At 37.8% G+C, this 24,021-nt stretch carries 21 protein-coding genes and 1 other annotated feature (1 of these 22 cut by a window edge); of the genes, 10 read left to right on the top strand and 11 right to left on the bottom strand.

The window, feature by feature from the left end; translation table 11 throughout:
- Positions 1–61, top strand: a binding site (T-box leader) (it extends 180 nt beyond the left edge of the window).
- A gap of 54 nt (positions 62–115) precedes the next feature.
- Positions 116–3,175, top strand: a complete 3,060-nt coding sequence (gene ileS / locus FA727_RS15605; RefSeq protein WP_136832362.1) for an isoleucine--tRNA ligase — start codon at positions 116–118, stop codon at positions 3,173–3,175.
- A gap of 101 nt (positions 3,176–3,276) precedes the next feature.
- Here ileS and asnB read toward each other — a convergent pair whose 3' ends face one another.
- Positions 3,277–5,175: an asparagine synthase (glutamine-hydrolyzing) gene (gene asnB, locus FA727_RS15600; RefSeq protein ID WP_136832360.1), complete on the bottom strand. Its 1,899-nt coding sequence runs from the start codon at positions 5,173–5,175 to the stop codon at positions 3,277–3,279.
- A gap of 284 nt (positions 5,176–5,459) precedes the next feature.
- On the opposite strand from asnB, the gene FA727_RS15595 reads away from it, so the two are divergent.
- The 5 genes from FA727_RS15595 (at position 5,460) to FA727_RS15575 (ending at position 9,377) form a co-directional block, all read left to right on the top strand.
- Positions 5,460–5,915, top strand: a complete 456-nt coding sequence (locus FA727_RS15595; protein ID WP_136832358.1) for a hypothetical protein — start codon at positions 5,460–5,462, stop codon at positions 5,913–5,915.
- A 322-nt stretch (positions 5,916–6,237) separates the two neighbouring features.
- Positions 6,238–6,684 carry a GyrI-like domain-containing protein gene (locus tag FA727_RS15590; RefSeq protein ID WP_136832356.1) on the top strand — a complete coding sequence of 149 codons (447 nt, stop codon included), beginning with the start codon at positions 6,238–6,240 and terminating at the stop codon, positions 6,682–6,684.
- A gap of 145 nt (positions 6,685–6,829) precedes the next feature.
- Entirely contained in the window at positions 6,830–7,054 is a 225-nt protein-coding gene (locus FA727_RS15585; protein ID WP_136832354.1) for a cyclase, read from the top strand.
- A gap of 235 nt (positions 7,055–7,289) precedes the next feature.
- Positions 7,290–8,168 (top strand): MerR family transcriptional regulator, encoded by an 879-nt coding sequence (locus FA727_RS15580; protein ID WP_136832352.1) that lies wholly within the window; start codon positions 7,290–7,292, stop codon positions 8,166–8,168.
- Between the two features lie 192 nt (positions 8,169–8,360).
- Positions 8,361–9,377 carry an oxidoreductase gene (locus FA727_RS15575; RefSeq protein ID WP_136832351.1) on the top strand — a complete coding sequence of 339 codons (1,017 nt, stop codon included), beginning with the start codon at positions 8,361–8,363 and terminating at the stop codon, positions 9,375–9,377.
- A gap of 82 nt (positions 9,378–9,459) precedes the next feature.
- Here FA727_RS15575 and FA727_RS15570 read toward each other — a convergent pair whose 3' ends face one another.
- Positions 9,460–10,104 (bottom strand): response regulator, encoded by a 645-nt coding sequence (locus FA727_RS15570; RefSeq protein WP_136832349.1) that lies wholly within the window; start codon positions 10,102–10,104, stop codon positions 9,460–9,462.
- Position 10,105: 1 nt separating this feature from the next.
- The gene (locus FA727_RS15565) at positions 10,106–10,897 is read right to left on the bottom strand and encodes a sensor histidine kinase (protein ID WP_136832347.1); all 792 of its coding nucleotides are present in this window, start codon (positions 10,895–10,897) and stop codon (positions 10,106–10,108) included.
- Positions 10,898–11,099: 202 nt separating this feature from the next.
- Between FA727_RS15565 and FA727_RS15560 the strand changes: the two genes are divergently transcribed.
- A complete protein-coding gene (locus FA727_RS15560; protein WP_136832345.1) occupies positions 11,100–11,741 on the top strand; it encodes a YcnI family copper-binding membrane protein in 642 nt (213 codons plus the stop codon).
- 355 nt (positions 11,742–12,096) lie between these two features.
- On the opposite strand, the gene adhE is transcribed toward FA727_RS15560, so the two are convergent.
- Together adhE and FA727_RS15550 are read right to left on the bottom strand one after the other, a co-directional pair.
- Positions 12,097–14,691 (bottom strand): bifunctional acetaldehyde-CoA/alcohol dehydrogenase, encoded by a 2,595-nt coding sequence (gene adhE / locus FA727_RS15555; protein ID WP_136832343.1) that lies wholly within the window; start codon positions 14,689–14,691, stop codon positions 12,097–12,099.
- Between the two features lie 63 nt (positions 14,692–14,754).
- On the bottom strand, positions 14,755–14,982 hold the full coding sequence (locus FA727_RS15550) for a hypothetical protein (RefSeq protein WP_136832341.1): 228 nt from the start codon (positions 14,980–14,982) through the stop codon (positions 14,755–14,757).
- 586 nt (positions 14,983–15,568) lie between these two features.
- Here FA727_RS15550 and FA727_RS15545 point away from each other — a divergent pair.
- Positions 15,569–16,066, top strand: coding sequence for a hypothetical protein (locus FA727_RS15545; protein ID WP_136832340.1), 498 nt, complete (start codon positions 15,569–15,571; stop codon positions 16,064–16,066).
- Positions 16,067–16,084: 18 nt separating this feature from the next.
- Here FA727_RS15545 and FA727_RS15540 read toward each other — a convergent pair whose 3' ends face one another.
- The 4 genes from FA727_RS15540 to FA727_RS15525 form a co-directional block, all read right to left on the bottom strand.
- Positions 16,085–16,585 carry a GNAT family N-acetyltransferase gene (locus FA727_RS15540; RefSeq protein WP_136832338.1) on the bottom strand — a complete coding sequence of 167 codons (501 nt, stop codon included), beginning with the start codon at positions 16,583–16,585 and terminating at the stop codon, positions 16,085–16,087.
- Positions 16,582–17,583 (bottom strand): glutathione S-transferase family protein, encoded by a 1,002-nt coding sequence (locus FA727_RS15535; RefSeq protein ID WP_136832336.1) that lies wholly within the window; start codon positions 17,581–17,583, stop codon positions 16,582–16,584. The genes FA727_RS15540 and FA727_RS15535 overlap by 4 nt, the downstream gene beginning before the upstream one ends.
- A gap of 156 nt (positions 17,584–17,739) precedes the next feature.
- Positions 17,740–18,828 (bottom strand): DUF1648 domain-containing protein, encoded by a 1,089-nt coding sequence (locus FA727_RS15530; RefSeq protein ID WP_136832334.1) that lies wholly within the window; start codon positions 18,826–18,828, stop codon positions 17,740–17,742.
- Positions 18,825–19,217 (bottom strand): GntR family transcriptional regulator, encoded by a 393-nt coding sequence (locus FA727_RS15525; RefSeq protein WP_136832332.1) that lies wholly within the window; start codon positions 19,215–19,217, stop codon positions 18,825–18,827. The genes FA727_RS15530 and FA727_RS15525 overlap by 4 nt, the downstream gene beginning before the upstream one ends.
- Before the next feature lie 275 nt (positions 19,218–19,492).
- On the opposite strand from FA727_RS15525, the gene FA727_RS15520 reads away from it, so the two are divergent.
- Together FA727_RS15520 and FA727_RS15515 are read left to right on the top strand one after the other, a co-directional pair.
- Complete coding sequence (locus tag FA727_RS15520; protein ID WP_136832330.1) at positions 19,493–19,927, top strand: hypothetical protein; 435 nt, start codon at positions 19,493–19,495, stop codon at positions 19,925–19,927.
- 168 nt (positions 19,928–20,095) lie between these two features.
- On the top strand, positions 20,096–20,911 hold the full coding sequence (locus FA727_RS15515; protein ID WP_136832328.1) for a class I SAM-dependent methyltransferase: 816 nt from the start codon (positions 20,096–20,098) through the stop codon (positions 20,909–20,911).
- Positions 20,912–20,977: 66 nt separating this feature from the next.
- Here the strand turns inward: FA727_RS15515 and argH are convergent, their stop codons facing one another.
- Both argH and FA727_RS15505 read right to left on the bottom strand, forming a co-directional pair.
- Positions 20,978–22,441 (bottom strand): argininosuccinate lyase, encoded by a 1,464-nt coding sequence (gene argH / locus FA727_RS15510; RefSeq protein ID WP_136832326.1) that lies wholly within the window; start codon positions 22,439–22,441, stop codon positions 20,978–20,980.
- Positions 22,442–22,557: 116 nt separating this feature from the next.
- Entirely contained in the window at positions 22,558–23,985 is a 1,428-nt protein-coding gene (locus FA727_RS15505) for a sodium:solute symporter family protein (RefSeq protein WP_158318885.1), read from the bottom strand.
- Between the last annotated feature and the right edge of the window lie 36 nt (positions 23,986–24,021).

The raw sequence follows: 24,021 nt of genomic DNA, 5'->3' as shown, positions 1-24,021 counted from the left end.
GTGCTGTTGCGGTTGGCAACAGAATTTGGGTGGTAACGCGGGTATTTCACTCGTCCCTTTTATAGGGACGGGTGTTTTTTATTTTATTTTATTTGAAAAAGAAGGAGGTTTTATCATGGATTTTAGCAATCAGAAGGAAAGTAGAGTAGAGCGTGAAAATAGGATTTTGGACTACTGGGAGCAGAACGATATTTTTCAAAAGTCGATGGAAAATCGAAAAAATGAAGAATCATTTGTTTTTTATGAAGGTCCACCAACAGCAAATGGCCTTCCCCATGTCGGCCATGCATTAGGTAGGACGCTTAAAGACATTGTTGCCAGATACCACACAATGAATGGAAAACATGTCGTTAGAAAAGCTGGTTGGGATACACATGGATTGCCAGTCGAATTAGGAGTTGAAAAAGCGCTAGGGATTTCAGGTAAGCAAGAGATAGAAGCGTATGGAGTTGAAGCTTTTATTCAAAAATGTAAAGAAAGTGTCTTTTCATACGAGAAGCAGTGGCGCGAATTTACGCGGGAATTGGGATACTGGGTCGATATGGATGATCCGTACATGACGATGGACAGTGACTACATTGAATCGGTATGGAATATCCTTGGTACGATTCATGAAAAGGGGTTGCTGTACAAAGGGCATCGTGTCTCACCTTACTGTCCGAGTTGCCAAACCTCTTTAAGTTCTCATGAAGTTGCGCAAGGATACAAAACTGTCAAAGATTTGAGTGCAACGGTGAAATTCAAAATTGCTGAAAATGAATATGTACTTGGTTGGACTACGACGCCTTGGACGCTTCCTGCCAATGTTGCATTAGCTGTAAATGGTGAGCTTGAGTATGTGAAAGTAAAGAAGGGAGGGGAAGTGTACATTGTTTCAGCTACTAGGGTAGAAGAGGTTATCCAATCACCTTATACCATCGTCCAAAGGATGAAAGGAAAAGAGCTGATCGGCCTTACTTATCAGGCACCATTTGATTTTGTTGAAGTGAAAAATGGTTATCGGATAATTGAAGGTGATTTTGTCACAGATGAAAGTGGGACGGGAATTGTTCATATTGCCCCGGCTTACGGAGAAGATGATTATCGAATTGTTCAAGAAAATGGGTTATCTTTTATCAATGTAGTTGATGAACGTGGCAAATATATGGATGTAGTTGAACCATTGGCTGGGACGTTTGTAAAAGAGTGTGATGTGGATATAGTGAAGCTGTTGCATGACAAAGGGTTACTTTTCCACAAAGAAAAGTATGAACACTCTTATCCACATTGTTGGCGTTGTGATACGCCATTACTGTACTATGCGACCGAAAGTTGGTTTATCAAAACGACTGCATTAAAGGAAACATTCATCAATGAAAATCAAAACGTAAATTGGTATCCTGACCATATTAAAAATGGCCGATTTGGGAATTTTTTAGAAGGGTTAGTTGATTGGAATATCAGTCGAAATCGCTATTGGGGAACTCCTTTAAATGTGTGGGTATGCTCGGCCTGTGAAACTGAATTTGCACCAAAGAGTGTAAAAGAACTACCCGTTACAGATGTGGAGCTTCACAAACCATATGTAGATGCTATAACTTTTGCTTGTCCAAATTGTAAGGGTGAGATGCGAAGGACGCCAGAAGTCATCGATGTTTGGTTTGATAGTGGCTCGATGCCATTTGCTCAGTACCATACCCCATTTGAAAATGAGAAACTTTTTCAGCAACAGTTCCCTGCAGATGTTATCATCGAAGCGATTGACCAAACGCGAGGATGGTTCTATTCATTGTTGGCAGTTTCAATTCTTTATACTGGCAAGGCTCCTTATAAAACTGTTTTGTCGACGGGACATGTTCTTGATGAACACGGACAAAAGATGTCTAAAAGTAAGGGGAATGCCTTAGACCCAGTAGAACTAATAAAAACGTTTGGGGCGGATGCTTTGAGGTGGTCGCTCATTGAAGATAGTGCTCCTTGGAATGCGAAGCGATTCTCGGAACGAAATGCTCAGGAAGCAAAGTCCAAACTCGTTGATACGCTGTCGAGTCTGCATCATTTTTACAAACTCTATGCTGACATTGATTCATTTAATCCTGATGTTCATGAAAAGGGAACAATCACTCTGATGGATCGTTGGGTTCTTTCCAGATTAATGACCACGACAGCTCTCGTGAAAAAAGAAATGGAGAACTTTCAGGTGACAAATGCTGCACGATTGATTGGTCAATTGGTAGAGGAAGTGAGCAATTGGTATGTCCGGAGAAACAGGGAGCGATTCTGGAGTCAAGGGATGTCTCCTGATAAACTGGCAGCCTTCCATACATTGCGTACAGTATTACTCGATATTTCCAAGCTTCTGGCACCGTTTGTTCCATTTATTTCAGAAGAAGTCTATTATTCTTTGACCGGGGAAAGTGTTCATTTAGCTGAGTATCCAAAGGTTCAGAAGGAGTTCGTTGACCAACTGTTGGAACAACAAATGCAGGCTGTTTTAGAAATCGTTGAGTTGGGTAGAAGTATCCGCAATAAGCATCAAGTGAAGACCAAACAGCCTCTTTCAAAAATGGTGGTCGTTTCGAACTTTAATGAATTGTCATTGAAATCTTTTGAGGATATTATTCGAGATGAACTCAATATGAAAACAGTGGGGTGGGCAGATTCTTCTAACGAGTATATTGAGTTTAAGTTAAAGCTCAATTTTAAGACGGCGGGTCCGAAATTAGGGAAGGTTGTTAATGAGGTGAATCAAGCCTTAAGTCAGGCAACTGCAGAGGAAATCGAACAATTTTTAAAAGAAGAGTATTTGATAGTGAACTTAGACGAACAGGTCGTAACGCTAGAAAGAGCAGATGTACTCGTACAAAAAACGGCTGTTCTAGAAGGTTTTTCGGAAGCTTCTAATGGTAATTTCACTGCGATTGTTGACGTCCATATCAGTGAGGATTTGAGAAGAGAAGGAGTAGCACGTGATTTCATCAGAGAAGTTCAAGAACTGCGTAAGAAAATGGATTTACCAGTGGAGAAGAGAGTGGGGCTTTTTGTAGTGTGCTCAAAGGAAATGCAGCAATTACTTGAAGAGCACAAGTTATTGATCGATCGTAGTCTCATCTTAAGTGGACTTTATTTTTCCAAGACTGACCGAGTGGAGCGGGTCACATTAGGGGAGGAAGACATCTTTATTGGGATAGGATAAAAGTTAGAGTAGCTGGATTAAAATCAGCAGTGCAATTCTGAAACAGAGTTGCACTGCTTCGCTTTATAAAATAACTGGCCCTTTCGCCCAATTAAGAACACTTAATTAATAAAAGCATATTCTCGTTGAATTACAACTTCAGCTTTCGCATTTTGCATTTCTGCTTCTTCGTAAATGGAATACCAAACCATAAAAGTTAAGATGGTCCATAGCTTTCTACTATTATCTTTTTTCATCGTGACGTGTTCCTCTAGTAAAGAAGTTATTTCTGATTTATTAAAGATAGTACCTAGAGTGGAGCTATTGTTTATCGTATCCTTTGCCCAATCATACAGCTCATTTCTCAACCACTGCCTTATCGGAACGGGAAACCCAAGTTTTTTTCGATGTAAAATAAAGTCTGGTATTAGATCCTTCACTGCTTCTCTTAAAATAAACTTCGTTGTACCATTGGCTATTTTCATATGGTCTGGTATCCGGCTTGCAATCTCAAAAACCTCTTTGTCTAAAAAGGGAACGCGAAGCTCTAAGGAATGGGCCATCGACATTCGATCTGCTTTAACAAGAATGTCCCCCGGAAGCCAAGTGTGCATATCGATATACTGCATCTTACTAGATTCGCCGTACGATATTGCTTCTCTAAACAAGCTTCTCGTAATCTCTGTATAAGCTTGATTCGGTCTGTAATCTGTAAGCATCCTCATCTTTTCGCTTTCTGAAAAAATAAAAGCATTACCAATATATCGAGCTTCTAAAGGAGTAGTCCCTCTGTATAAATAGCTTTTTCCTTTCATCCCATCGGGCAATATCTCTGAGCCCTTATTTAACCAAGCTTTTAGCCAGTTGGGTAAATCATTAATTCCTTTCAATGATAAAGGCTCACGATAGATGTTATACCCTCCAAACAACTCGTCAGCGCCCTCACCTGATAGAACGACCTTGACATGCGTGCTGGCTTCTTTTGCGATGAAATATAGGGGAATTGCTGCTGGATCAGCGACAGGCTCATCCATGTGCCAAATAATATTTCTTAGTTCTTTAATAAATTCCTCTGGAGTGATAACCTTATGAATGTTTTCAACCTCTAATTTTTCTGCAGATTCTTTTGCTATATCAATCTCGCTATAGCCCTCTATTTCAAAACCGGCGGTAAACGTTTTCAAATAAGGATTATGATTTTTTGCTAGTGCGACCATCGTGGTAGAATCAATCCCACTAGACAAAAAAGCACCGACGGGAACATCACTCCGCATATGCTTTTCTACGGAATCTTCGAGTACTTTTCTTGTTTTATGAACAACCACAGAAAAATCATCCGTCTTGGGTGAAAACATTTTATGATAGAAGCATTTTGTCACAGCTTTCTTATTTGTTTCTTTTAGTAAAAAATATCCCGGTTTGAGCTTAAGAATACTCGTTGATAGACAAAAAGGTTCAGGTACATATTGATAGGTCAAATAATGTTGCAAACTTTTTTTTGATAACTCATGATCGTCAGTCAGGTGTCGAATACTTTTCTGTTCTGACGAAAAAATAAACCTCTCATCAGATTCCCAGTAATAAAAGGGTTTTATCCCGAAAGGATCACGGGCTGCGAAAAGAATTTCTTCTACTGAATCCCAAATAGCAAATGCAAACATCCCTCTTAATGCTTGGACACATGCTTGGCCCATATGTGCATACAGAGCTACTATTACTTCTGTGTCTGAATTGGTTTGAAAGCTATAACCATACTTGATCAAGGACTCCCTTAATTCAACATAGTTATAAATCTCCCCATTAAATACAATATGGTACCTACCTTCATAAGATAATGGTTGTTGACCTTGCTCTATATCAATAATGCTCAACCTTTTAAAGCCCAATTGGACCCAGTCATCTTTATATTCACCGGTTGCATCTGGTCCTCTATGATGTATGGAAGCTAATGCCTCGTCCCACTTTCTGAGATCGGTCTTTTCAACGTATTTGTTTCTTAAAACTCCTACAAACCCACACATTCAAATTTCCCCCTAAGATTTTCAAAATAAAACTCTTAACCTTTTATAACCTTTCATCAATTACTACCCCTGTCTTCGACAAAAAGTTTGTTCCTTTATATGGAATTTTTAAAAAATAATAAACATAAAAAAGGCTCACGGAGAATGAGCCTTTTGTTGAAGGGAGGTAAATCCAAGTTGCTATAGTTATTTTAGGTAAAGACCCATTTCCGAGAGAACAAGTTACTAGGTTAATTCCCAAAGAATAATATGACGTGAACTTAATAAAGTTAGGAGTGAATTTTATGTATCCACTACATCCGTATTATCAAGTTCCTTATAATCAGGATGCCTATTCGTCAACAAATCCATTCCAAGAGGACAGCATTTACAACTCAGAAGTTGACGAAAGACTATTTGGACAATTTTTTCCTCCAATAGGGTTTCCACCAGGGCAACCTGGATTCCAACCTCCGTTTGGCCCACCTAGCCAAGGTCAAGCGGGAGGACCACCAACAGCGCCACCACCATCTTTTGTTCCTACACAAACACAACAATTTGAACCTTTTGCTGTAGATCTGGGTGGCATTAGAAGATGTCTATTCAGGTTTACTTACGTTTGGCTACGAGGCTCTCAGCAATTTTGGTTTTATCCAATCTTTGTAGGTCGAAACTCTGTTGCCGGGTGGCGTTGGAATGGATTTAGATGGGTCTATTTCGGTATAAGTCTACGACAAATTCAGTCGTTTACTTGCTTTTAACAAATAAGAAACTCAAATAAGTTGGAACACAGAACCTGAACGATACACCATCATCCAAAGATGACAAGTGTGATACTTTTAAAAAAGTATCCTCTATTTTTGATTAGATTAATTTAACGGATATGAAGAATTATCAACGCGTGTGTTCATCTAAGAAAAAGGATTAATGCTTATTTCTAAAGGGAATTTACAAATGGTTATTTTGACCTTGGTGAATAACTTCTTCTTTAAATTTTAACTTCTAGGAGGAAGTAAGGACTTTTTGTTGAACACTAGAATGATAATATTATGAAAACTAATTGCGTCTGGAGGAATACCTAGTATGGCTTTTATGAAAGTATTAAAAGAATTCAAGGTTGTGGGTTTGAAAGGTAGTGGAGAGTTTATTAACTTTGGAAATGAAGTACCTTTGCTTGCCAAGCAAGTATTAAGTCGTGCGAACGAAATTCTAAATTCAACAGAAACTGAAATTGCCTTATTTGAACCTAAGCGGGGCGAAGAACATAGGGCAGGTCAATATTTTGTAGGATTAATTGTAAATGAACGATTAAGTAAAGTACCCACAGGAATGGATTATATTGAAACAAACATAAGTTACGTTACTACAAAGGGGAATATAAGGAAATTGGAAGAACTTCATGAAAATCTATTGAAATGGTCAGAAGAGCAAGGTTATCAAAGGGATCTTGATTCTTATATTGTGGAGACCTATCACCCTATTAGAGATGGAGAAGAAGAGGTACAGATATACTTACCTATAAAATCTTAAAACGTTACATATGCAAAACCTTATCTAACAGCGTAAGTGATTTTGGAAAGTAGGATATGCATTCTACGAAAGAGAAGGTAAGGGAAAAGTGCATGTAGTTGTACTTTAAAGCCAGAAAAAATTAACTCTATAAGGTGGATTCAAAATGGATAAAAGGGTTCAATTCGACTTTGAAATCGAGTTTACGAATGGTGGTGGAATTCAAGGGCAGGAATTCCGTCTAGATATTAATGGAGATGACATTTCTGACGAAGAGTTAGCTAGCTATATTGTAGAAGATATGAGGTTGCTAATGGTTGGTAAAGTACGGATTCTTAACAAGAAAATCATAAATGAACAACATAAACGAAGACCTACTGAACAGAAATAGGAATGTTTTTAGAATCTAGGAGTTTAGGCTGCCATACCAGGCAGCTTTTTTATTGTTATAGGGCCACAAAGCTACTTAAGGGGAAAATGGACAAATGCTTAAATACTTAATGACATACAAATGTTTTGAATAAATAATATGATCAAAGCTACATATTAATAGATCCGAAACAAGGATAAATAACGATTGACTACCACCTTGGGTAATAGCTTATTTTATTTGGGAGGTGATAAATATGCTAATTAACGAAGTGAGTAAGTTAACAAATTTAACTAAAAAGGCTATTGAATATTACATAGAACAAGAATTGGTATTTCCTAATGTTTTAGAAAATGGGTACCGGAATTTCAGCGAAAATGATGTTGAATGCTTAAAAAAGATATATGTTTTTCGTAAGCTTGGCCTTAGTACAACGGAGATAAGGGCAGTGCTTGCCGATGCGACAAACAACACATTGCAAAAAATAACGGTACTTAAAGAATTATCTATTCAGAGGGAACAGGCAAAAAAGGCTATTCTTGAGAATCTAAGTTTTGGCAAAGATTATGCTGAACTAAGTTCGGAATTGAGAGCTATTGAACAGAGTTCAACTGTAAACGAAAAGCTATTAGAGGCGTTTCCTGGATACTACGGTCGATTTATTTGCCTGCACTTTGCACGATTTTTGAATGAGCCTATTACAACCTCAGAGCAGCAATCAGCCTATGAGGAAATAATAGCATTTCTGGACAATGTACCTTCATTGCAGTTTACTGAAGACTTGCAATTGTTCTTAATGGAAAGCACAAAGCAAATGAACACAGAAAATATTCGTGACGTTTTAGAGAATACAAAACAATCTATTGAAAATCCCGATAAATTCTTGTTAGAAAATAAGGAAGTTATAGAGAGATACTTGGCATACAAGCAGTCCGAAGAATACAAAAATTCACCAATCTATAAAATCCAAACAATTCTTAAAGAGTTTAACGATACAAGTGGTTATTATGATGTATTTATTCCTGCAATGAAAAAATTAAGTGTTTCTTATTCGGAGTATTTTAAGCAGATAGAAGTAGCAAACGAAAAATTATCATTCATATATCCAGAAATAAATAACTTCAATAAAGAGTAGAGTTTGTTTATATTATTTCAAACTACTCGGGCAAGGATAAAGCCTCTGAGGTAAAATATGGGATATAATGTTTAAGGGAGATACATTACATAATTGTTAGAGCACAGCTAGAGTGCTACCAAAGTACAAACTAATGCTATGTAGTATTTCAAGCAACTATCGAAAAGATAAATATATTTTTAGGAGGCAGTTATGCTTACAATTGGTTATATTGGAAATGGGAAAAGTACGAACAGATATCATCTGCCTTTCGTCCTTCAAAGAGAAAATATAAAGGTAAAAACGATTTATCAAAGAAATCCTGAAAATGAAAGCTGGAATAGAATTGCTGGAGTCAATTATACTTCCAATCTAGAAGAATTATTGAATGATAAGGAAATTCAACTCATTGTCGTTTGTACAAGGCATGACAGTCATTATGAATATGCAAAACAAGTATTAGAACATAACAAACACTGTTTGGTTGAAAAACCTTTTATGGAAACTTCGAAGCAAGCAAAAGAAATATTTGCATTAGCACGAGAAAAAGATTTGATTGTTCAAGCGTATCAAAATAGACGTTTTGACAGTGACTTTTTAACAGTTCAAAAGGTCATTGAGGATGGAAAACTAGGAGACTTACTAGAAGTGGAAATGCATTATGATTATTACCGTCCAGAAGTTCCTGAATCAATTCATCACTTTGATCCTACATCGTCCTATTTGTATGGGCATGGATGTCATACATTGGATCAGGTTGTCAGCTATTTTGGCAAGCCAGATCATATCCATTATGATGTGAGGCAATTATTAGGACAAGGAAGAATGAATGATTATTTTGATTTGGATTTGTATTATGGTGAGTTAAAAATATCTGTAAAGTCTAGTTACTTTAGAGTGAAAGAAAGACCAAGCTTCGTTGTATACGGGAAAAAGGGATGCTTTGTAAAAGAAACAAAGGATCGCCAGGAAGAACACTTGAAGTTATTTTATATGCCAGATAACAAAGATTTTGGTGTAGATACCATACAGCATTATGGTGTCATTACCTATATCGATGAAGAAGGGACGGTCCATGAAGAAAAGGTGAAATCCGTAACTGGCGATTATGGAAGAGTGTATGATGATTTATATGAAAGTATCATAAATGGGGTAGCTAAAACGATTACGGACGAACAGACACTACTGCAAATGGAGATATTAGAAACCGGGGTTAGGGATCTAGAATAATTAAATACAGTCATAAAGTGATAGAAAAAATGCTCAGCGATTGAACTGAGCATTTTTATTTTTCAAAACTGAACCCGTCTAGTTAGGTTTTATAATGTTTAAAAGCATATGCTGCAAGCTGTACTCGATTTTCGACCTCCAATTTTTCTAGTAGGTTTTTAATATGGTTTTTCACCGTGTTTTCGGAAATGAAAAGTTGTTCGGCAATTTGCTTATTAGTGATTCCTTTTGCAATTAATAAAAGAATTTCTCGTTCTCTCGGAGTTAATGATTTTTCGAGAGCGGAATTCTGTAAGTCATTTTCACGAAATTGATAAAGGAGTTTGTTAGCAATACCACGCGTCTTTTCACTGGACCCTTCCGCAACTGACAGCAAATATTCCAGCCAATCATCTGGATCCATATTTTTTAACAAATACCCCTGTGCACCATATTGAACCGCGGTAAAAAGGTCCGCTACATCATCCGAAACACTTAACATGATGACTTTAATATAAGGAGATTTCTCCTTGATGATTTTTGTTGCTTCTAACCCATTCATTTTCGGCATTTCAATATCCATCAGAATAATATCTGGAGAATGTTGTTGACTTAGTTCAATCGCCTCTAACCCATTTCGCGCTTGAGCCACAATACTAAATTTAGGATGATCTTCAAGCATGGCGGAGATTGCCTCTCGTGCATGGGGATGATCATCGGCAATCATTACTCTAAAAGGATTCGTCATGTTACATATTCCCTCTCAATTTAATTTTAGTCCCTCGATTCAGTTCTGTATCTATCTCAATGTGAGCACCCAATTTTTCTGCCCGTTCCTTAATCATGGAAAGACCATAGTGATTTGACCCAATTTTAGCCAAGTCAAATCCACAACCATTATCTTCAATACTCATTTCCCACCCGGCATTATGAACATCGAGCTTGAAGCGGACAGTATCAGTTCCCGAGTGTTTTCTTATATTCATAAAGGCTTCTTGAATGATACCAAAAAGTTGGATTTCATCAGCTGGAGTGAAATATTTATCGATAAAATGGATATCCGTTTCGATGTCAATTCCAGAAACAGCAGTCCACTCTTCGAACCAATTTTGAATTCTATTTGTAAAATGAATCTGCTCGTCCGGATTCATACGCAAATTAAAAATGGCCTGTCGTAACTGTGTATCAATGGAATTTATAAGGGAATCAGCTTCTTTATGTTTCCCTTTTTTCAGATGAACTCGAAGTAAGAAGAGAGTTTGTGCAATACTATCATGCAATTCTTTTGCTAATCTCTCTCTTTCTTCATAGATGACTCTCATTTCTCTTTCCTTTGTGATTCTTTGATTTTTTACCTCAATCGTTTTAAACATCCATGTGGCAAAAATATATGATATCAAGAAAGTTAAGATGGTAATGACATAGTTCCCAGTTTCCATAGAAAGATGATGAAGGAAGATACTGTGTCGGAAAAACTCAAAACCTCCGATGATGAGTGTAGGAATTAATATGGTGAAAAGCTTCAAATAACGGTACGACATCCTGTTAATCTCCTTTAAACAGCATTGCTATCATTAACGATACATCAATGTGAATGTTTTATGAACATTAATAAATGGATTGAAAAAAAATAGCCCCTTTGAGTCATATTAAAGTTTAAGAGAAAAACGTACTTTTATATAGGTAGACTTTTAGAAGAATTCGTTACGAAAATAATTATAGAATTGATAGGAGAGTTTTAAAATGAAAAAAATATTAACATTTGCAGCTTCAATAGCTGGAGCATTCTTTTTATTTGCGAGTGCTGCTAGTGCCCATGTAACCGTCGCACCAGCAGAAACGACACAAGGGAAATATGAAGTGTTCACCGTTAAAGTTCCTTCCGAAAAAGAAGAAGTTTCAACTAAAAAAATTGAAGTGACCGTTCCAGAAGAGGTGAACATTTCTCGTATAGAACCAAAAGCAGGCTGGACTTATGAAGTTGAAAAGGATGCGACTGAAAAAATTACGAAAATTATTTGGACAGCAGAAGGAGACGGTTTATCTCCAATTGAATTTGGGATGTTCAATATGTCAGGAAAAGTGGCTGATGATGCAACTGAAATCGTTTGGAAAGCTTATCAAACGTACACAGATGGAAGTGTAGTCGAATGGGTTGGAGCAGAGGGTGCAGATACGCCTGCTTCAGTCACTACTGTACAACCAGGTGATGGTTCGAGTGCTGGACATGGTGTTTCACATGAGGGTGCGTCTAATGTAACAAGTGACCAAGATGAGGATGAAAATGGACAAGATGTATCAGCAACGCCATTATATCTTTCAATCGTAGCCCTAAGCGTAGCATTAATAGCACTAGTTTTATCTTTAAAGAAAAGAAGAAATTAATGATTTGTTGATTTGTTAAAGGTGTCTCCATTTAACCGGAAAAAGTCCGTCTATTTTGAAAATAGTAATGAATTTTAGGTGAAATAGGCGGAGATTTTCCGCTAATTGACCTAAACATCCTTGAAATCATGAAAAATGTATAGCTTAACCGGAAAAGTTCCGCTTATTTATAGGAAAATAGGTGAATTTCTTGATTTAACCGGAATCTTTTCTCCTATTTATCAATGAAATAAATTGAACACCCAACTTTAACAGCAGGTTCAAGAAAAATGCCCGTATCGAATGTGCTTGAGCACCTATGATACGGGCTGTTTTTATATCAATTGAGAGGAAATCCTATATTTCGATTATTCTTTTACCAAGCTTTACGATAAATCTCAGCTAATTCAAAAACGAGAGGGAGCTTCGGATTTGCTGTTGTACATTGGTCCTCAAATGCTCTTTCTGCAAGGAAATCTATTTTGCTGTCAAATTCTACTTTGTTCACGCCATTTGCCTTGATGGACATTGGAATGTATAGCTCTTCCGCTAGCTTAATCACTGCCTGTACGAGACTTTCCACACCTTCCTCAGTTGTCCGTGCAGGTAAGCCTAATGCACGAGCAATTTCCGCATAGCGTTTGTCCGCAACAAATTTTTCATACTTTGGAAAAGCTGCTAATTTGCTAGGCTTTGAAGCATTGTAGCGAATGACATGCGGCATTAAGATCGTATTGGCACGACCATGGGCAATATGGAATTCTCCTCCAAGCTTATGAGCTAAGCTATGATTGATGCCTAAGAAGGCATTTGCGAAGGCCATTCCAGCGATGGTAGACGCATTATGCATTTTCTCTCGTGCGATTTCATCATTTCCGTTTCGATAAGCCCTTGGTAAATATTCGAATACGAGCTGTATGGCTTTCATGGCTAAACCATCTGTATAATCATTGGCCATTACGGATACATAGGCCTCAATCGCGTGTGTTAGGACGTCCATTCCTGTATCAGCTGTAACATGCTTTGGTACAGTCATGACAAACTGAGGGTCAACAATCGCCACATCAGGTGTGAGTTCATAGTCAGCCAGTGGATATTTAATATTCGCTTTCTTATCGGTAATAACAGAGAAGGAGGTTACCTCAGACCCTGTACCAGAAGTAGTCGGAATAGCGACAAACTGTGCTTTCTCTCCGAGTTTAGGATATTTCACGAGACGTTTTCGGATATCGAGGAATTTCTGTTTTAACCCAAAGAAATCAACATCTGGATGCTCGTAAAATAACCACATTCCTTTCGCTGCGTCCATTGCTGACCCGCCACCGAGTGCGATAATCACATCTGGTTGGAAGTTCGCCATCATTTCTGCACCCTTCATCACTGTTTCAATGGACGGATCTGGCTCTACATCTGAGAAAATTTCACAGTGTACATAGTCAGGACGTTTTCTTAAATAATAGAGAACTTTATCCACATAGCCCAGTTTTACCATTCCAGGATCCGTTACAATAAGTGCTCTTGATATATTCGGCATTTTTGCTAAATACTGTGTAGAATTTTTCTCAAAATAAATTTTTGGTGGAACCTTGAACCACTGCATATTCACATTTCTTTTTGCGAGCTTTTTAATATTGACCAAATGAATCGCTCCTACGTTTGTCGATACTGAGTTTCCTCCGAATGTTCCACATCCAAGTGTAAGGGAAGGGAGGTAGGCATTATAAATATCTCCAATGGCACCTTGAGAAGAAGGGGCATTAACAATGATGCGCCCTGCTTTCATCCGTGCACCAAATTTACGAATGACCTCATCATTGGTGGAGTGAAGGACAGCCGAATGACCGAGCCCGCCAAATTCCAACATTTCTTCTGCTCTCTTTAAGCCTTCTTCAAGGCTTTTTACTTTGTAGCATGCTAACACTGGGCTTAGTTTTTCACGAGAAAGCGGAAATTCTGGTCCAACACCTGCTAATTCGGCCACTAAAATTTTTGTACCCTCAGGGACTTTGACACCGGCCATCGCAGCTATTTTAACAGCTGGCATTCCTACAATATCTGCATTGACAGCACAGAAATGTTCATTGATGACGAGCTTTTCGACTTTCTTTCTCTCTTCTTCATTGAGGAAGTAGCATCGATGGGCGATCATTTCTCTTTTAACTGCGTCGTAGATTTCCTTGTCGATAATAACGGCCTGTTCTGAAGCACAAATCATTCCATTATCAAAGGTTTTAGATAAGATCAAATCATTGACAGAACGCTGAATGTTGGCAGTCTTTTCAATATAGCATGGTACATTCCCTGGACCAACACCAAGAGCTGGCTTTCCTGAGCTGTAAGCAGATTTGACCATACCGGATCCACCTGTTGCGAGAATTAATGAGATATCTGGATGATTCATGAGTAAGCGAGTTGCTTCAAGTGATGGTGTTTCAATCCATTGAATGCAGTGCTCAGGGGCACCTGCCAAAATAGCTGCATCTCTCAATGTGCGAGCTGCTTCACTGCTGCTTTTTTGAGCAGAAGGGTGAAAAGCAAAAATGATCGGATTTCGTGTTTTAATTGAGATTAAAGCTTTGAACATAGTAGTGGAAGTTGGGTTTGTAACCGGAGTAACACCAGCGATAACACCAACCGGTTCGGCAATTTCAATGATTCCTTCGTGTTCATTTTCATTGATGATTCCGACGGTTTTATTGTATTTAATATTGTGATAAACGTATTCAGTTGAAAACATGTTTTTAATAATCTTATCCTCATAAACGCCACGACCTGTTTCTTCTACGGCAAGCTTTGCGAGAGGCATATGCTTATCTAAGCCTGCAAGCGCCATTTGTTTCACAATGTCATCGACCATTTCTTGGTCAAAATCATTAAATTCTTTTAGAGCTTGGCGACCATTTTCTACAAGACGGTTAATCATTTCGGTTACAGTGTTGTCAGTGGTTAACGTTTTTTCTTTAATAGCCATTTTTCATACCTCCAAAAGTTTGTGAAATATTTCACAAGTATGTGTAAAAAAAATTGAAACCGTTTATGCACTTACTGGATTTCTAGGAAGTTTTTCAAATGTGATGTCTGATAGGATTTTAGAACATTGCTTAACAATAATAAGATAGTTTACTGTCCAAATATAGGAGGGAAGCTGGTCATTCTCATGAACCATCATTGCTTCGAATTTGTCTCCAATTAATTCTTCGAAAACATTTTGTGAATAGGTTTCAGCATCAGTGGAAAAAGGCTTCCACTCAAAAATAATCATTCTGAATCACTCCTTTTGTATTTCTTGAATTTAGAATACCATATATTCTCAATAATAGATTGTGAAATATTGAACAAACTTTGAACTATTAAAATGATAGCGTATTCATTTTGTTTTGAGTATCTTGGACAATCATAACTTTATCTCAATATAATACTTTTCCGGAGCTGGACCTCTTATCTAGCCCAAAAGAACACCCTAATAGGAACGAGGCGAAAAGTGGACTCCGTAAGGAATGTGACCTAAATGCTAAAAGAGAAAGAGATCAAATCACATGTTGATTTGGTCTCTTTTTCCCCAATGGATAAGTTGACTGTTTCTGTGAAAAATATTAGAAACATAATACTAGTTTAAAGGTATGGTTCGAAATGTTTAATTTTGTGTCCCTAGGTTATTCCTCAGTAAAAAGTGGACAAAGCGATTTTTTATTTCGCATTTGGCTGGGTGGTTTCTAGCCAATCTTCCAACATTTTGAATCGTGTATGAAATTAGAAGGGCAATAAGGATCCTTAAAGGATAAATAGCATTTGTAAAAAGCACTAGGAGCTAACTTTTCAAATGATTATCAGTAAAGAAAGGGATTACTATGATCGGACTTGCTACAGGAATTGTGGTATTTATCTTTATTGCCTTAAAGATAAATAGAAAATTGCCGATGAACCATGTTTTACAAATTTGGACATTTTCGGCTGCGTTCCAAACGGGATTTGATGTCTATATGATAGTTAGATTTAAAGGTTACTGGTATTTCGACAGTGAAACCATCGAATATGCGGCGATTCTTCCTCATTTGCTCCTTGTCCCAGCGGTTAATATTATTTTCTTGAATGGGTACCCGTTTAATAGCCCACGGATTAAACGGGTGCTCTATATTGCGATCTGGACGATAGGTATCGTGATTTATGAATTAATTACGCTATTGCCTGAGCCATGGGGATTCCTTCGTTATGGCTGGTGGAATATAGGGTATTCTGCGCTTCTCGATCCTATTCTGTTATATATTTTAGTTCAGTATTATAAATTGATAAAGAAGTTGGATGAGAATGAATTTAACAAGTCAAAGAGCCAACACAAAAAAATATGAGTTGGCGCCTTGATTTAGTCATAACGTTAAACGATACGCTTTGACAATGATTCCATCGTCAGCAGGTTCAAAATCATATTGTGGCAAACGTTCAAAACCGAAGCGTTCGTACAGTCTCATAGCTTGCACCATAAATGCACCAGTGTGCAGACCAATGAATGGGTGGCCATTAATTTTTGCCCTTTGAATGCATTCCGTTATCAAAGCTGTAGCAACACCTTTTCCACGAGCCTCTGGCGCTACAGCAAGCATTCGAATTTCTGGATAATTCAATTCTTCAATAGCCCCTTCGTAGGCATCGGATTTTGCCGGAAACAAAGAAATGCTCCCAACAATTTTACCCTCTAATTCAGCAACGATATTTTCTACGCCTTCAAGTATATCAGCTTCAGAAGAAATGGCTTGCCTGAGCGCATTCCAATGATCCGTCGGAATGCTATTGGCATGTTCTAAATATGCCTGAACCCTTTGCTCTCTGATAAAAGGTCTTTCATCCTTTAATAAGTCTCGAATGATCATTTTTGTTGTACCTCACGAATGAGAAATTTTTCCTCCTTCTTGCTAAGAGCTTGCCTGTTATGAGGAGTATGCCAAACAGAAAGGTCTGGTCCCTTAGGCAAGATTTTCGGTTTGTCTTCATGGCTATCAATCGTAGTTGATAGATGGTAATGAATTTTAATGGAATGAAAATCCGTTGTATCGCCAAAGCCTTTTGTTTCATATAAATCACGTGCATAGCCCCACAAATTCGGAAAGTCAATTAAACGATTACGGTTTGTGTTGAAGGCATTGTAATAGGCCACATCAAAGCGTGCGAGTGTTGCATATAAGCGAATATCTGAGTCGGTAACATAGTCTCCGAATAAGAAACGCTTGGTTGATAGGCGTTCATCTAATTCATCTAAGCGTGCAAACAAGGTATCAAAAGCTTCTTCGTAGGCTTCCTGCGATCGAGCGAAGCCACATTTATAGACACCGTTATTTATATCGTGAAAAATGATGTCATTCAAAGCATCAATTTCTACCCGCAATTCTTCAGGATATAAATCTGGAGCATGTTCTTTATGAAACGGTGCCCAAACGGTTTCGAGATAATTGGTTAGTCTAAAATAATCATTGTTTGCAACTTTTTGTTCCTTTACATCGACAAACACTGGGACGGTTGGACGTCCGCTATATTCTGGATCGGTTTTTTGATAAATCTCACTCATAAAACGAATACCCATTACCGGATCGACTCCATCTGGATCCAAGGAGAATTCCCAATCCACATGAAGTAACTTTGGTCGCATTGGACTTGCCGTCCCTAAGCTGATGGCATCCTCTAGACCTAGGATTCTTCTTACGATGACCGAACGATGGGCCCACGGGCATACAGGGGACCATAACAAACGATAGCGTCCAGCTTCAACTGGGAGTTGTCCAGGTTCATTTCCAAAGGGAGTTGTAAAATCATTTGTTTGACGGACAAATTTTCCGTCCTTACTGATTTCTTTTGGTTTTTGCTGACTTGTCATATGTATCATCCTTTTATGGCATATTTGTTAAAACATATAAATTCAATCGGAATTATCTCTATTTTAGAGTTGATGATGTTTTAACGTCAATGAAAATGTACTAAAATTCAGATTTTTTGACGTAAAAAAGATGCTCTCCAATAGGAGAACATCATCTTATAAGAACGAAAACAAAAGAATGGCGATAAGTGGTACAAATATGATGAGATAGCCAATGGGATTGGCCAAATTGATTGTCCAACCGACGCCAAAACGTTTTTCCACAAAGATCGACGGATCATTTTTATTGAAGTAAAAGAGTCCGCCTTTCCAATGGGAATCGTCTGAATCTGTCAGTTTCTCTTCAATCGTTTCGATAGCAAATTTGTCTGAACGTCCTACTCGTACTGCAAATACAATCGTTCCTACTAAAATTAGAAAGAGAAAACCTAGCGGAATCGCAAACATTGCTGTTGCTGAAATGATATCAGGATGAATGATTTGTAATTGAAAGAAACTTAACAACACGGTAATTAGGAAGCTTACGAAAAACATGAGCCAGCTAGAATATTTCCGTAAAGCAAGTTGTCTTTGTCTAGAAGCTTCTGTACTTTCTCCGCTTAATTTAATGCCCGATTTTTTTGTCCCCAAATGAATCCCCAAAAACATTAGTTGCATCACAAACAAAGTAAGAGGCATAAGAATGGCTGACAGGAGTGTTTTTTCCGTAAAGGCATCCGGTTGCCCACTTGGACCCCAATGTGTTGGGATTTGCTGTGGTAAAAGATCATATTGGAGTAGGGTATAGCCAATAACTCCGATCGTAATAATCATCGGCAGCAGGAATACTTGCCAAGGTAGCATTTCATCACGAGAACGTGCAGATAAATCCGCCACTCGTATTTGCTTCAAATTTCCTGTCCATTGATTATCTGTTTTTAATTTAAGTGTTTTTCCATGGTAGTAAAAATATAAGGCAAAGCTGAACAGGATAATCACGAATTCGAGAAGGATTCCAACGATTACGATTTGCTCTTCAGTGGCAGTCTGAAAAAGTACCCAGAGAGTATAAGCTGCTAAAAGAATAATTGAAAGTAATCCAACTAATTTGCAGTAGTTTTTCTTAAAAGCGATAAGTGTTTCATTTTGTAAATGTTTTTCCGGAATCGTCACGCCAAAAATGACGGAACGATTGACTAAAAAAGGGATGGCGGTTTGGATTCCGGCGATGATAAGTGACATGAATAGAAAGATAGTTAAAGTCATTGCGTTTCCTCCTTTGAGTTCTTAAATACCTCAATCATAGAGGTGACAAGTTCTTGAATTTGTTGATGGGACATCCCTACGACAAGCGATTCGGCGATTAGGGGTTTAAACGCATCTTTTAGCCTCGTAATTGAGGTTTCGTTGAAATCTTGTGGTGATGCGATAATTGCCCCAGATTTCGGCATAATCTGAATAATGCCCTTTTGCTCTAGATGATGATAGCTTTTATTAACTGTGTGCATGTTGATACCAAGGTCTGCAGCGAAGGTCCTAACCGAAGGGAGAGACTGTCCTGGATGTATATGTCCTCTTGCGATTCCTTCAATAATTTGATTAGCAATCTGTAAGTATATAGGAACTTCTGACTCAGGTTCAATTCTAATAATCATGCGCACACCTCCAATCTGTTCTATCTTTATTATAACAAATCTGTTCTATATTGCATAGAACAAAATTTGATTTTGGGCACCCAAAGGGGAGGGAATCTTATGTTTCCTGTATTTCTAGCAAGAGAACAATTCATATCTTGTTCAAAATGTGGAATAATTTCAACTTTTTGATGAAATACGCTCAATTGATAGTTGAATAGGTTACAATGTGTGGGAGAATGGCATGTCGGTGCACAAATTAATTGTTTTTTATGCCAATGGGAGGTATAGGTCTAATGAGTTACCATTTTGGTTTTTCGTGGAAAGGTCTTATAGTCTTTTTATTACCCATGATACCCAACCTATTTTACTTATTAATTCCTCAAACAGATAGATTAGGGAACAAGGGGAATAGCCATTTACTGTTAGATATTTTGGAACATGGAAGTCAGGTAATTTTTATCTTCCTAATTATTTTTCTTGTAAATAAACAAACGTCTGAAATGATAGGTCCGTATACAATAGGAATGGCAGTGATGCTGGCATTCTATTTAGTTCTGTGGATATTCTATATTATGGGCAACGTTAATATTATTTTTCTTCTGGGAATGGCGATTGTTCCAGTAGTTTATTTTATATTGGCTGAGTTGTGGCTTCATAATTACATTGCGATTATACCAACAGTAATTTTTGGTATTGTGCATGTTATTATTACCTGTATAGATCTTTAGCACTAATTCTAACTTCTAAGATGCTAACCAATTATCAAAGGGTACCAAGTGAAATCCGAAGTACGTATTTTCGCTTGAATACCTATGTATACAGAGTGAGTTTTTTGTACCTGTTGTGATAAAATTGTTTCAAATACTCATGAAATTTTTGAGAGTGGAGATGAGAAAATGGCTGAAGCAAATCGCAATAATATCGAGCGCTTTACAGGTTTTGGTACATTATACGATCGCAATCGTCCAAGTGCACCGGAAGAAGTGGTAAAAATCTTAACGAATTACTTGAAAGATAAGCCTAAGCTCGTTGTCGATGTTGGATGTGGTACTGGATTGTCATCATTTATTTGGCTGGACGTAGCTGAAAAGATTATTGGGGCAGAACCGAATGATGATATGCGACAGGTGGCAGAATCCCGTTTGGAAGAGGTTGGAGCACCAACTAGTCTTTCATTTGTGAAGGCATTATCTCATCAGCTTGGATTGCCAGATGAATCAGCAGATATTATTACTTGTTCGCAAGCTTTTCACTGGATGGAACCACAGACTACTTTAGAGGAATTTGCCCGCATCCTTCGTCCAACTGGAATTTTTGCAGCGTACGATTGTGATTGGCCACCAACATGTGATTGGCGTTTGGAGGAACATTATAATAGATTGTATAGTCTTACAGAGGAACATCTTTCTCAGTTTCTTTCAAGTGAAGAGAAAATACATAGATGGCCAAAAGGGGAACATCTGCAACAAATCCAACAATCAGGACTGTTTTCTTTTGCCAAAGAAATTGTTTTCCATCATTGGGAAGAGTGTAACGCGGAACGGTATGCGAATATTGCTCTAAGCCAAGGTGGTCTACAAACGGCTCTGAAATTGGGCGTAAAAGAGCTGGAATTTGAATTTACGGAATTTAAAAATCACGTAGAAGAGGTTTTTGCTGGAGAAACAAAGGAGATTTTATTCAGCTATCGTATGAGGATTGGGATTAAATAGGAGAAAGAAATCCCCTGAGCGTATCAGGGGATTTTAATATACTATGAATCATGTATATGTGATTTCTTAGTAAGTATAGATAGTATCTTCTATCTGCTTCAATTTGCTCAATTTCTCATCGTGCCATTTACGTTCGAAATTGAGCTGTTCATATCCACTACTCAGCATAATCTGTATTTGTTCAGTAGATGTTCCACCGGCGATATTTTTTCTATTAATACAAGTATACGGATTTAATACTTCATCAAGCTCATTTTGCTTAATATCTAAAGTGAAACCTTGTTGGAATGCAATAAGATTGAGGTCTTTAGCACTTAATTCGTTTGCATTTTTGGACTGAGAAAGAGATGTTCGTACAAAGCTCGCAATGATATGATGAGACTCTCTAAAAGTGATTTTATGTTTTTGGACCAGATAGTCTGCAAGGTCCGTCATAGTGGAGTATCCTTCATTGGTAGCCAGTAGCATTCTTTCATTGTTCCATTTTATTTTTGGAAGAATTTCAGTAAAAAGTGTGACTACATTATTTGTCACTTCTAGTGCATGCCATAGGGGACTATAAAGATATTTCGTTGCATCGCGAATATCACTATAAGATATTCCTTTCGGTGAACTAATAACTCCAATTGTGTCACCTAGTACCCAACTCGCAGCAGAACGTAGAAACTCAAATGCAGCTGGATTCTTTTTTTGAGGCATGATACTGCTAATAGCAGCGTATTCGTCTGGGATCTCAATAAAAGAAAACTCGAACATATTCCAATTCATTAAATCAGAGACCACTCTGCTGATGTCGGAAACTGTTGTATTTATCGCTAATGCTACATCATTGACATAGTCTCTACCTGAAATTGCGTCATATGCATTGTAGACGATCGAATCAAAGCCGAGAATGTCACTTGTATAGCATCTGTCCAGCTTAAAACTTGTCGTAGTTAAAGCTGCAGAACCTAAAGGACTTTTATTAACAAATTCCCATGCGTTTTTTATGCGCTGATGATTACGAATCAATACCTCGAATACTCCTAGAAAATAATAGCCTACAGTAATTGGCTGAGCATGTTGAGTATGTGTATAACCAGGCATTACAGTATCTTTTTGTGATTCTGCAACGTTCAAAACTTCCATAGAAAGTTTCAATACATTGTTGGAGATTTCTAATAGTCTTTCTCTCAGAATCATTCTATAGATGGTGGAATAAATATCATTTCGGCTTCTTCCTATATGAATATTTCCGGCTTCTTTGATACCAAGTAATTCGATAAGTTTTTGTTCAACTGCAAAATATAAATCCTCTGCTTCGTCTGTCTTCAACTCGGATAATCCTTGCTTATCTATTTGTTTTAATACAGATATTAGCTTATTTGCAGTATCTTTAGGAATTAGTCCTTGTTTCTTGAGCATTTTGACATGAGCGACATTTACATATAGTAATGGAGTTAAAGCAGCTTCCCCGATTTCACTAAGCTCGTGACCTAAAACAATCTTACGGAACACCTTACTTGGCTCTCCGCCTAATCGACCAGCCATTTCTATCCCCCCCGGTATATATTGAGTGTAATCAGAAATTGGAAGACAGACATCCACTTTCTGGAAAAAGATGTAAATCCGTAATAAATGACAACGTTTTCATTTTATCAACCAATCTATAAAACGCGTTGTGTGTTTATATTATTATGGTGTTTTTTATCAAAATAACCTACCATTGCACCAATTAGAATGATAACCAAGGATGTTACAAACGCAGGAATCGTACCACCACTTAGTAATGCTTTTAGTGACGGAATCATTTCAAAAACTACACCCACAATACCTGAAAGGATCATACTGAGAATAAGATAATTTTTTGGTATTTTATCTCCTTTTCTGTCGAATATAGCAGCACAAAGAACAGGAATGAGGGGAGGGGTAAGCCAGACACCAGCCCAAATAAATAGGCTAAGTACACTTGGAACTAACCAAGCAATTAGCAAAGTTCCGACACCGATAACTAACGTAATAATCCGTAAATCTTTCAGAAGTGCACCTTCAGAGCGTTGGCCCTTTTTAATCACCTTAAACCAGAGGTCGTGTCCTAGAAGAGTCGTTGAAGAATTCAAAAATCCTGCTGCAGAGCTTAGAATTGCTGCCCACAAGGCACCGAGGAAAAATCCAGCTAACCATTTTGGAAATAAAGATACGGAGTATTCGGCAAAAATCATTTCAGGGTCGCTCATCCCACCTGGATTAATTTTATATGCGGCCATCCCTGTGAGGGCAAGTGCAACTCCTAAAATACCGGTAACAACCATTCCGAGTATGATTCCGCGTATCCCTGTTTTGGCATCTTTGGCGCTACCGATACGTTGCCAATATGGAAAGTTCGTGAATCTAGAAAGTCCCTTATTTAACCAGAACATTAAAATAGTAATCGTACCAACGGGTCCTATAAATGTTGAATAGTCTGCTGGCAATCCTTGTTGTACTTCAACAAATCCACCGCCGTGCATTGTGACGGCAATAAACACAGCAATGACACCGATTGCCAAAAATAGTCCCTGAAGTACATCTGTGTAAATAACGCTCACCAATCCACCTACCACAGTATAGGAGATAAATAGAGCTGCACCTATTAATAGTCCAATGAGGGGATCCGCGCCAGTCAACAAGTTCAGTGTTTTACCAAATGCAGAATATTGTGCAGCTAACCAGGAGAGCATCCCTAAAGAAATACAGATACTCGGGATAATACGGAGATATTTGTTCTCTCCATAAATTCTACAAACTAGGTCACTTATCGTAGTTACTTTTAAATCATAATATCTTTTACCTACTGTCAGAGCCATAATAATGATGACTACGGGCATCGCTAAAATAAAGTGTAAGGAGGACCAGCCTTGTATGTACCCTAAAGCTGGATAGCCTAACATATCACCTGCTCCGAGAGAAGTAGCGAATGTTGTGAAAATTAACACTCCAGTTCCCATTTTTCGATCACCAAGCATATAGTCTTTACTATTCTTTGTCCGTCTGGCAGACCAAAAGCCGAGAGCTAAATTAGCTACAATAAAGAAAATCATCATGGCAATAATCATACTTGTTTCCTCCATAAATTGAGATTTTTAATATTA

The sequence above is a fragment of the Robertmurraya kyonggiensis genome (assembly GCF_005116465.1).
Taxonomy (GTDB): domain Bacteria; phylum Bacillota; class Bacilli; order Bacillales; family Cytobacillaceae; genus Robertmurraya; species Robertmurraya kyonggiensis.
This window is presented reverse-complemented; position numbering and strand designations above follow the sequence as displayed.

Bases quoted from the DNA above. Each gene is read 5' to 3' on its own strand.
- ileS (WP_136832362.1), top strand. From the start codon at position 116: ATGGATTTTAGCAATCAGAAGGAAAGTAGAGTAGAGCGTGAAAATAGG.
- FA727_RS15580 (WP_136832352.1), top strand. From the start codon at position 7,290: ATGCTAATTAACGAAGTGAGTAAGTTAACAAATTTAACTAAAAAGGCT.
- FA727_RS15515 (WP_136832328.1), top strand. From the start codon at position 20,096: ATGGCTGAAGCAAATCGCAATAATATCGAGCGCTTTACAGGTTTTGGT.
- FA727_RS15560 (WP_136832345.1), top strand. From the start codon at position 11,100: ATGAAAAAAATATTAACATTTGCAGCTTCAATAGCTGGAGCATTCTTT.
- FA727_RS15525 (WP_136832332.1), bottom strand. From the start codon at position 19,217: ATGATTATTAGAATTGAACCTGAGTCAGAAGTTCCTATATACTTACAG.
- FA727_RS15535 (WP_136832336.1), bottom strand. From the start codon at position 17,583: ATGACAAGTCAGCAAAAACCAAAAGAAATCAGTAAGGACGGAAAATTT.
- FA727_RS15520 (WP_136832330.1), top strand. From the start codon at position 19,493: ATGAGTTACCATTTTGGTTTTTCGTGGAAAGGTCTTATAGTCTTTTTA.
- argH (WP_136832326.1), bottom strand. From the start codon at position 22,441: ATGGCTGGTCGATTAGGCGGAGAGCCAAGTAAGGTGTTCCGTAAGATT.
- FA727_RS15575 (WP_136832351.1), top strand. From the start codon at position 8,361: ATGCTTACAATTGGTTATATTGGAAATGGGAAAAGTACGAACAGATAT.
- FA727_RS15590 (WP_136832356.1), top strand. From the start codon at position 6,238: ATGGCTTTTATGAAAGTATTAAAAGAATTCAAGGTTGTGGGTTTGAAA.
- adhE (WP_136832343.1), bottom strand. From the start codon at position 14,691: ATGGCTATTAAAGAAAAAACGTTAACCACTGACAACACTGTAACCGAA.
- FA727_RS15505 (WP_158318885.1), bottom strand. From the start codon at position 23,985: ATGATTATTGCCATGATGATTTTCTTTATTGTAGCTAATTTAGCTCTC.
- FA727_RS15545 (WP_136832340.1), top strand. From the start codon at position 15,569: ATGATCGGACTTGCTACAGGAATTGTGGTATTTATCTTTATTGCCTTA.
- FA727_RS15565 (WP_136832347.1), bottom strand. From the start codon at position 10,897: ATGTCGTACCGTTATTTGAAGCTTTTCACCATATTAATTCCTACACTC.
- FA727_RS15585 (WP_136832354.1), top strand. From the start codon at position 6,830: ATGGATAAAAGGGTTCAATTCGACTTTGAAATCGAGTTTACGAATGGT.
- FA727_RS15530 (WP_136832334.1), bottom strand. From the start codon at position 18,828: ATGACTTTAACTATCTTTCTATTCATGTCACTTATCATCGCCGGAATC.
- FA727_RS15540 (WP_136832338.1), bottom strand. From the start codon at position 16,585: ATGATCATTCGAGACTTATTAAAGGATGAAAGACCTTTTATCAGAGAG.
- FA727_RS15570 (WP_136832349.1), bottom strand. From the start codon at position 10,104: ATGACGAATCCTTTTAGAGTAATGATTGCCGATGATCATCCCCATGCA.
- asnB (WP_136832360.1), bottom strand. From the start codon at position 5,175: ATGTGTGGGTTTGTAGGAGTTTTAAGAAACAAATACGTTGAAAAGACC.
- FA727_RS15550 (WP_136832341.1), bottom strand. From the start codon at position 14,982: ATGATTATTTTTGAGTGGAAGCCTTTTTCCACTGATGCTGAAACCTAT.
- FA727_RS15595 (WP_136832358.1), top strand. From the start codon at position 5,460: ATGTATCCACTACATCCGTATTATCAAGTTCCTTATAATCAGGATGCC.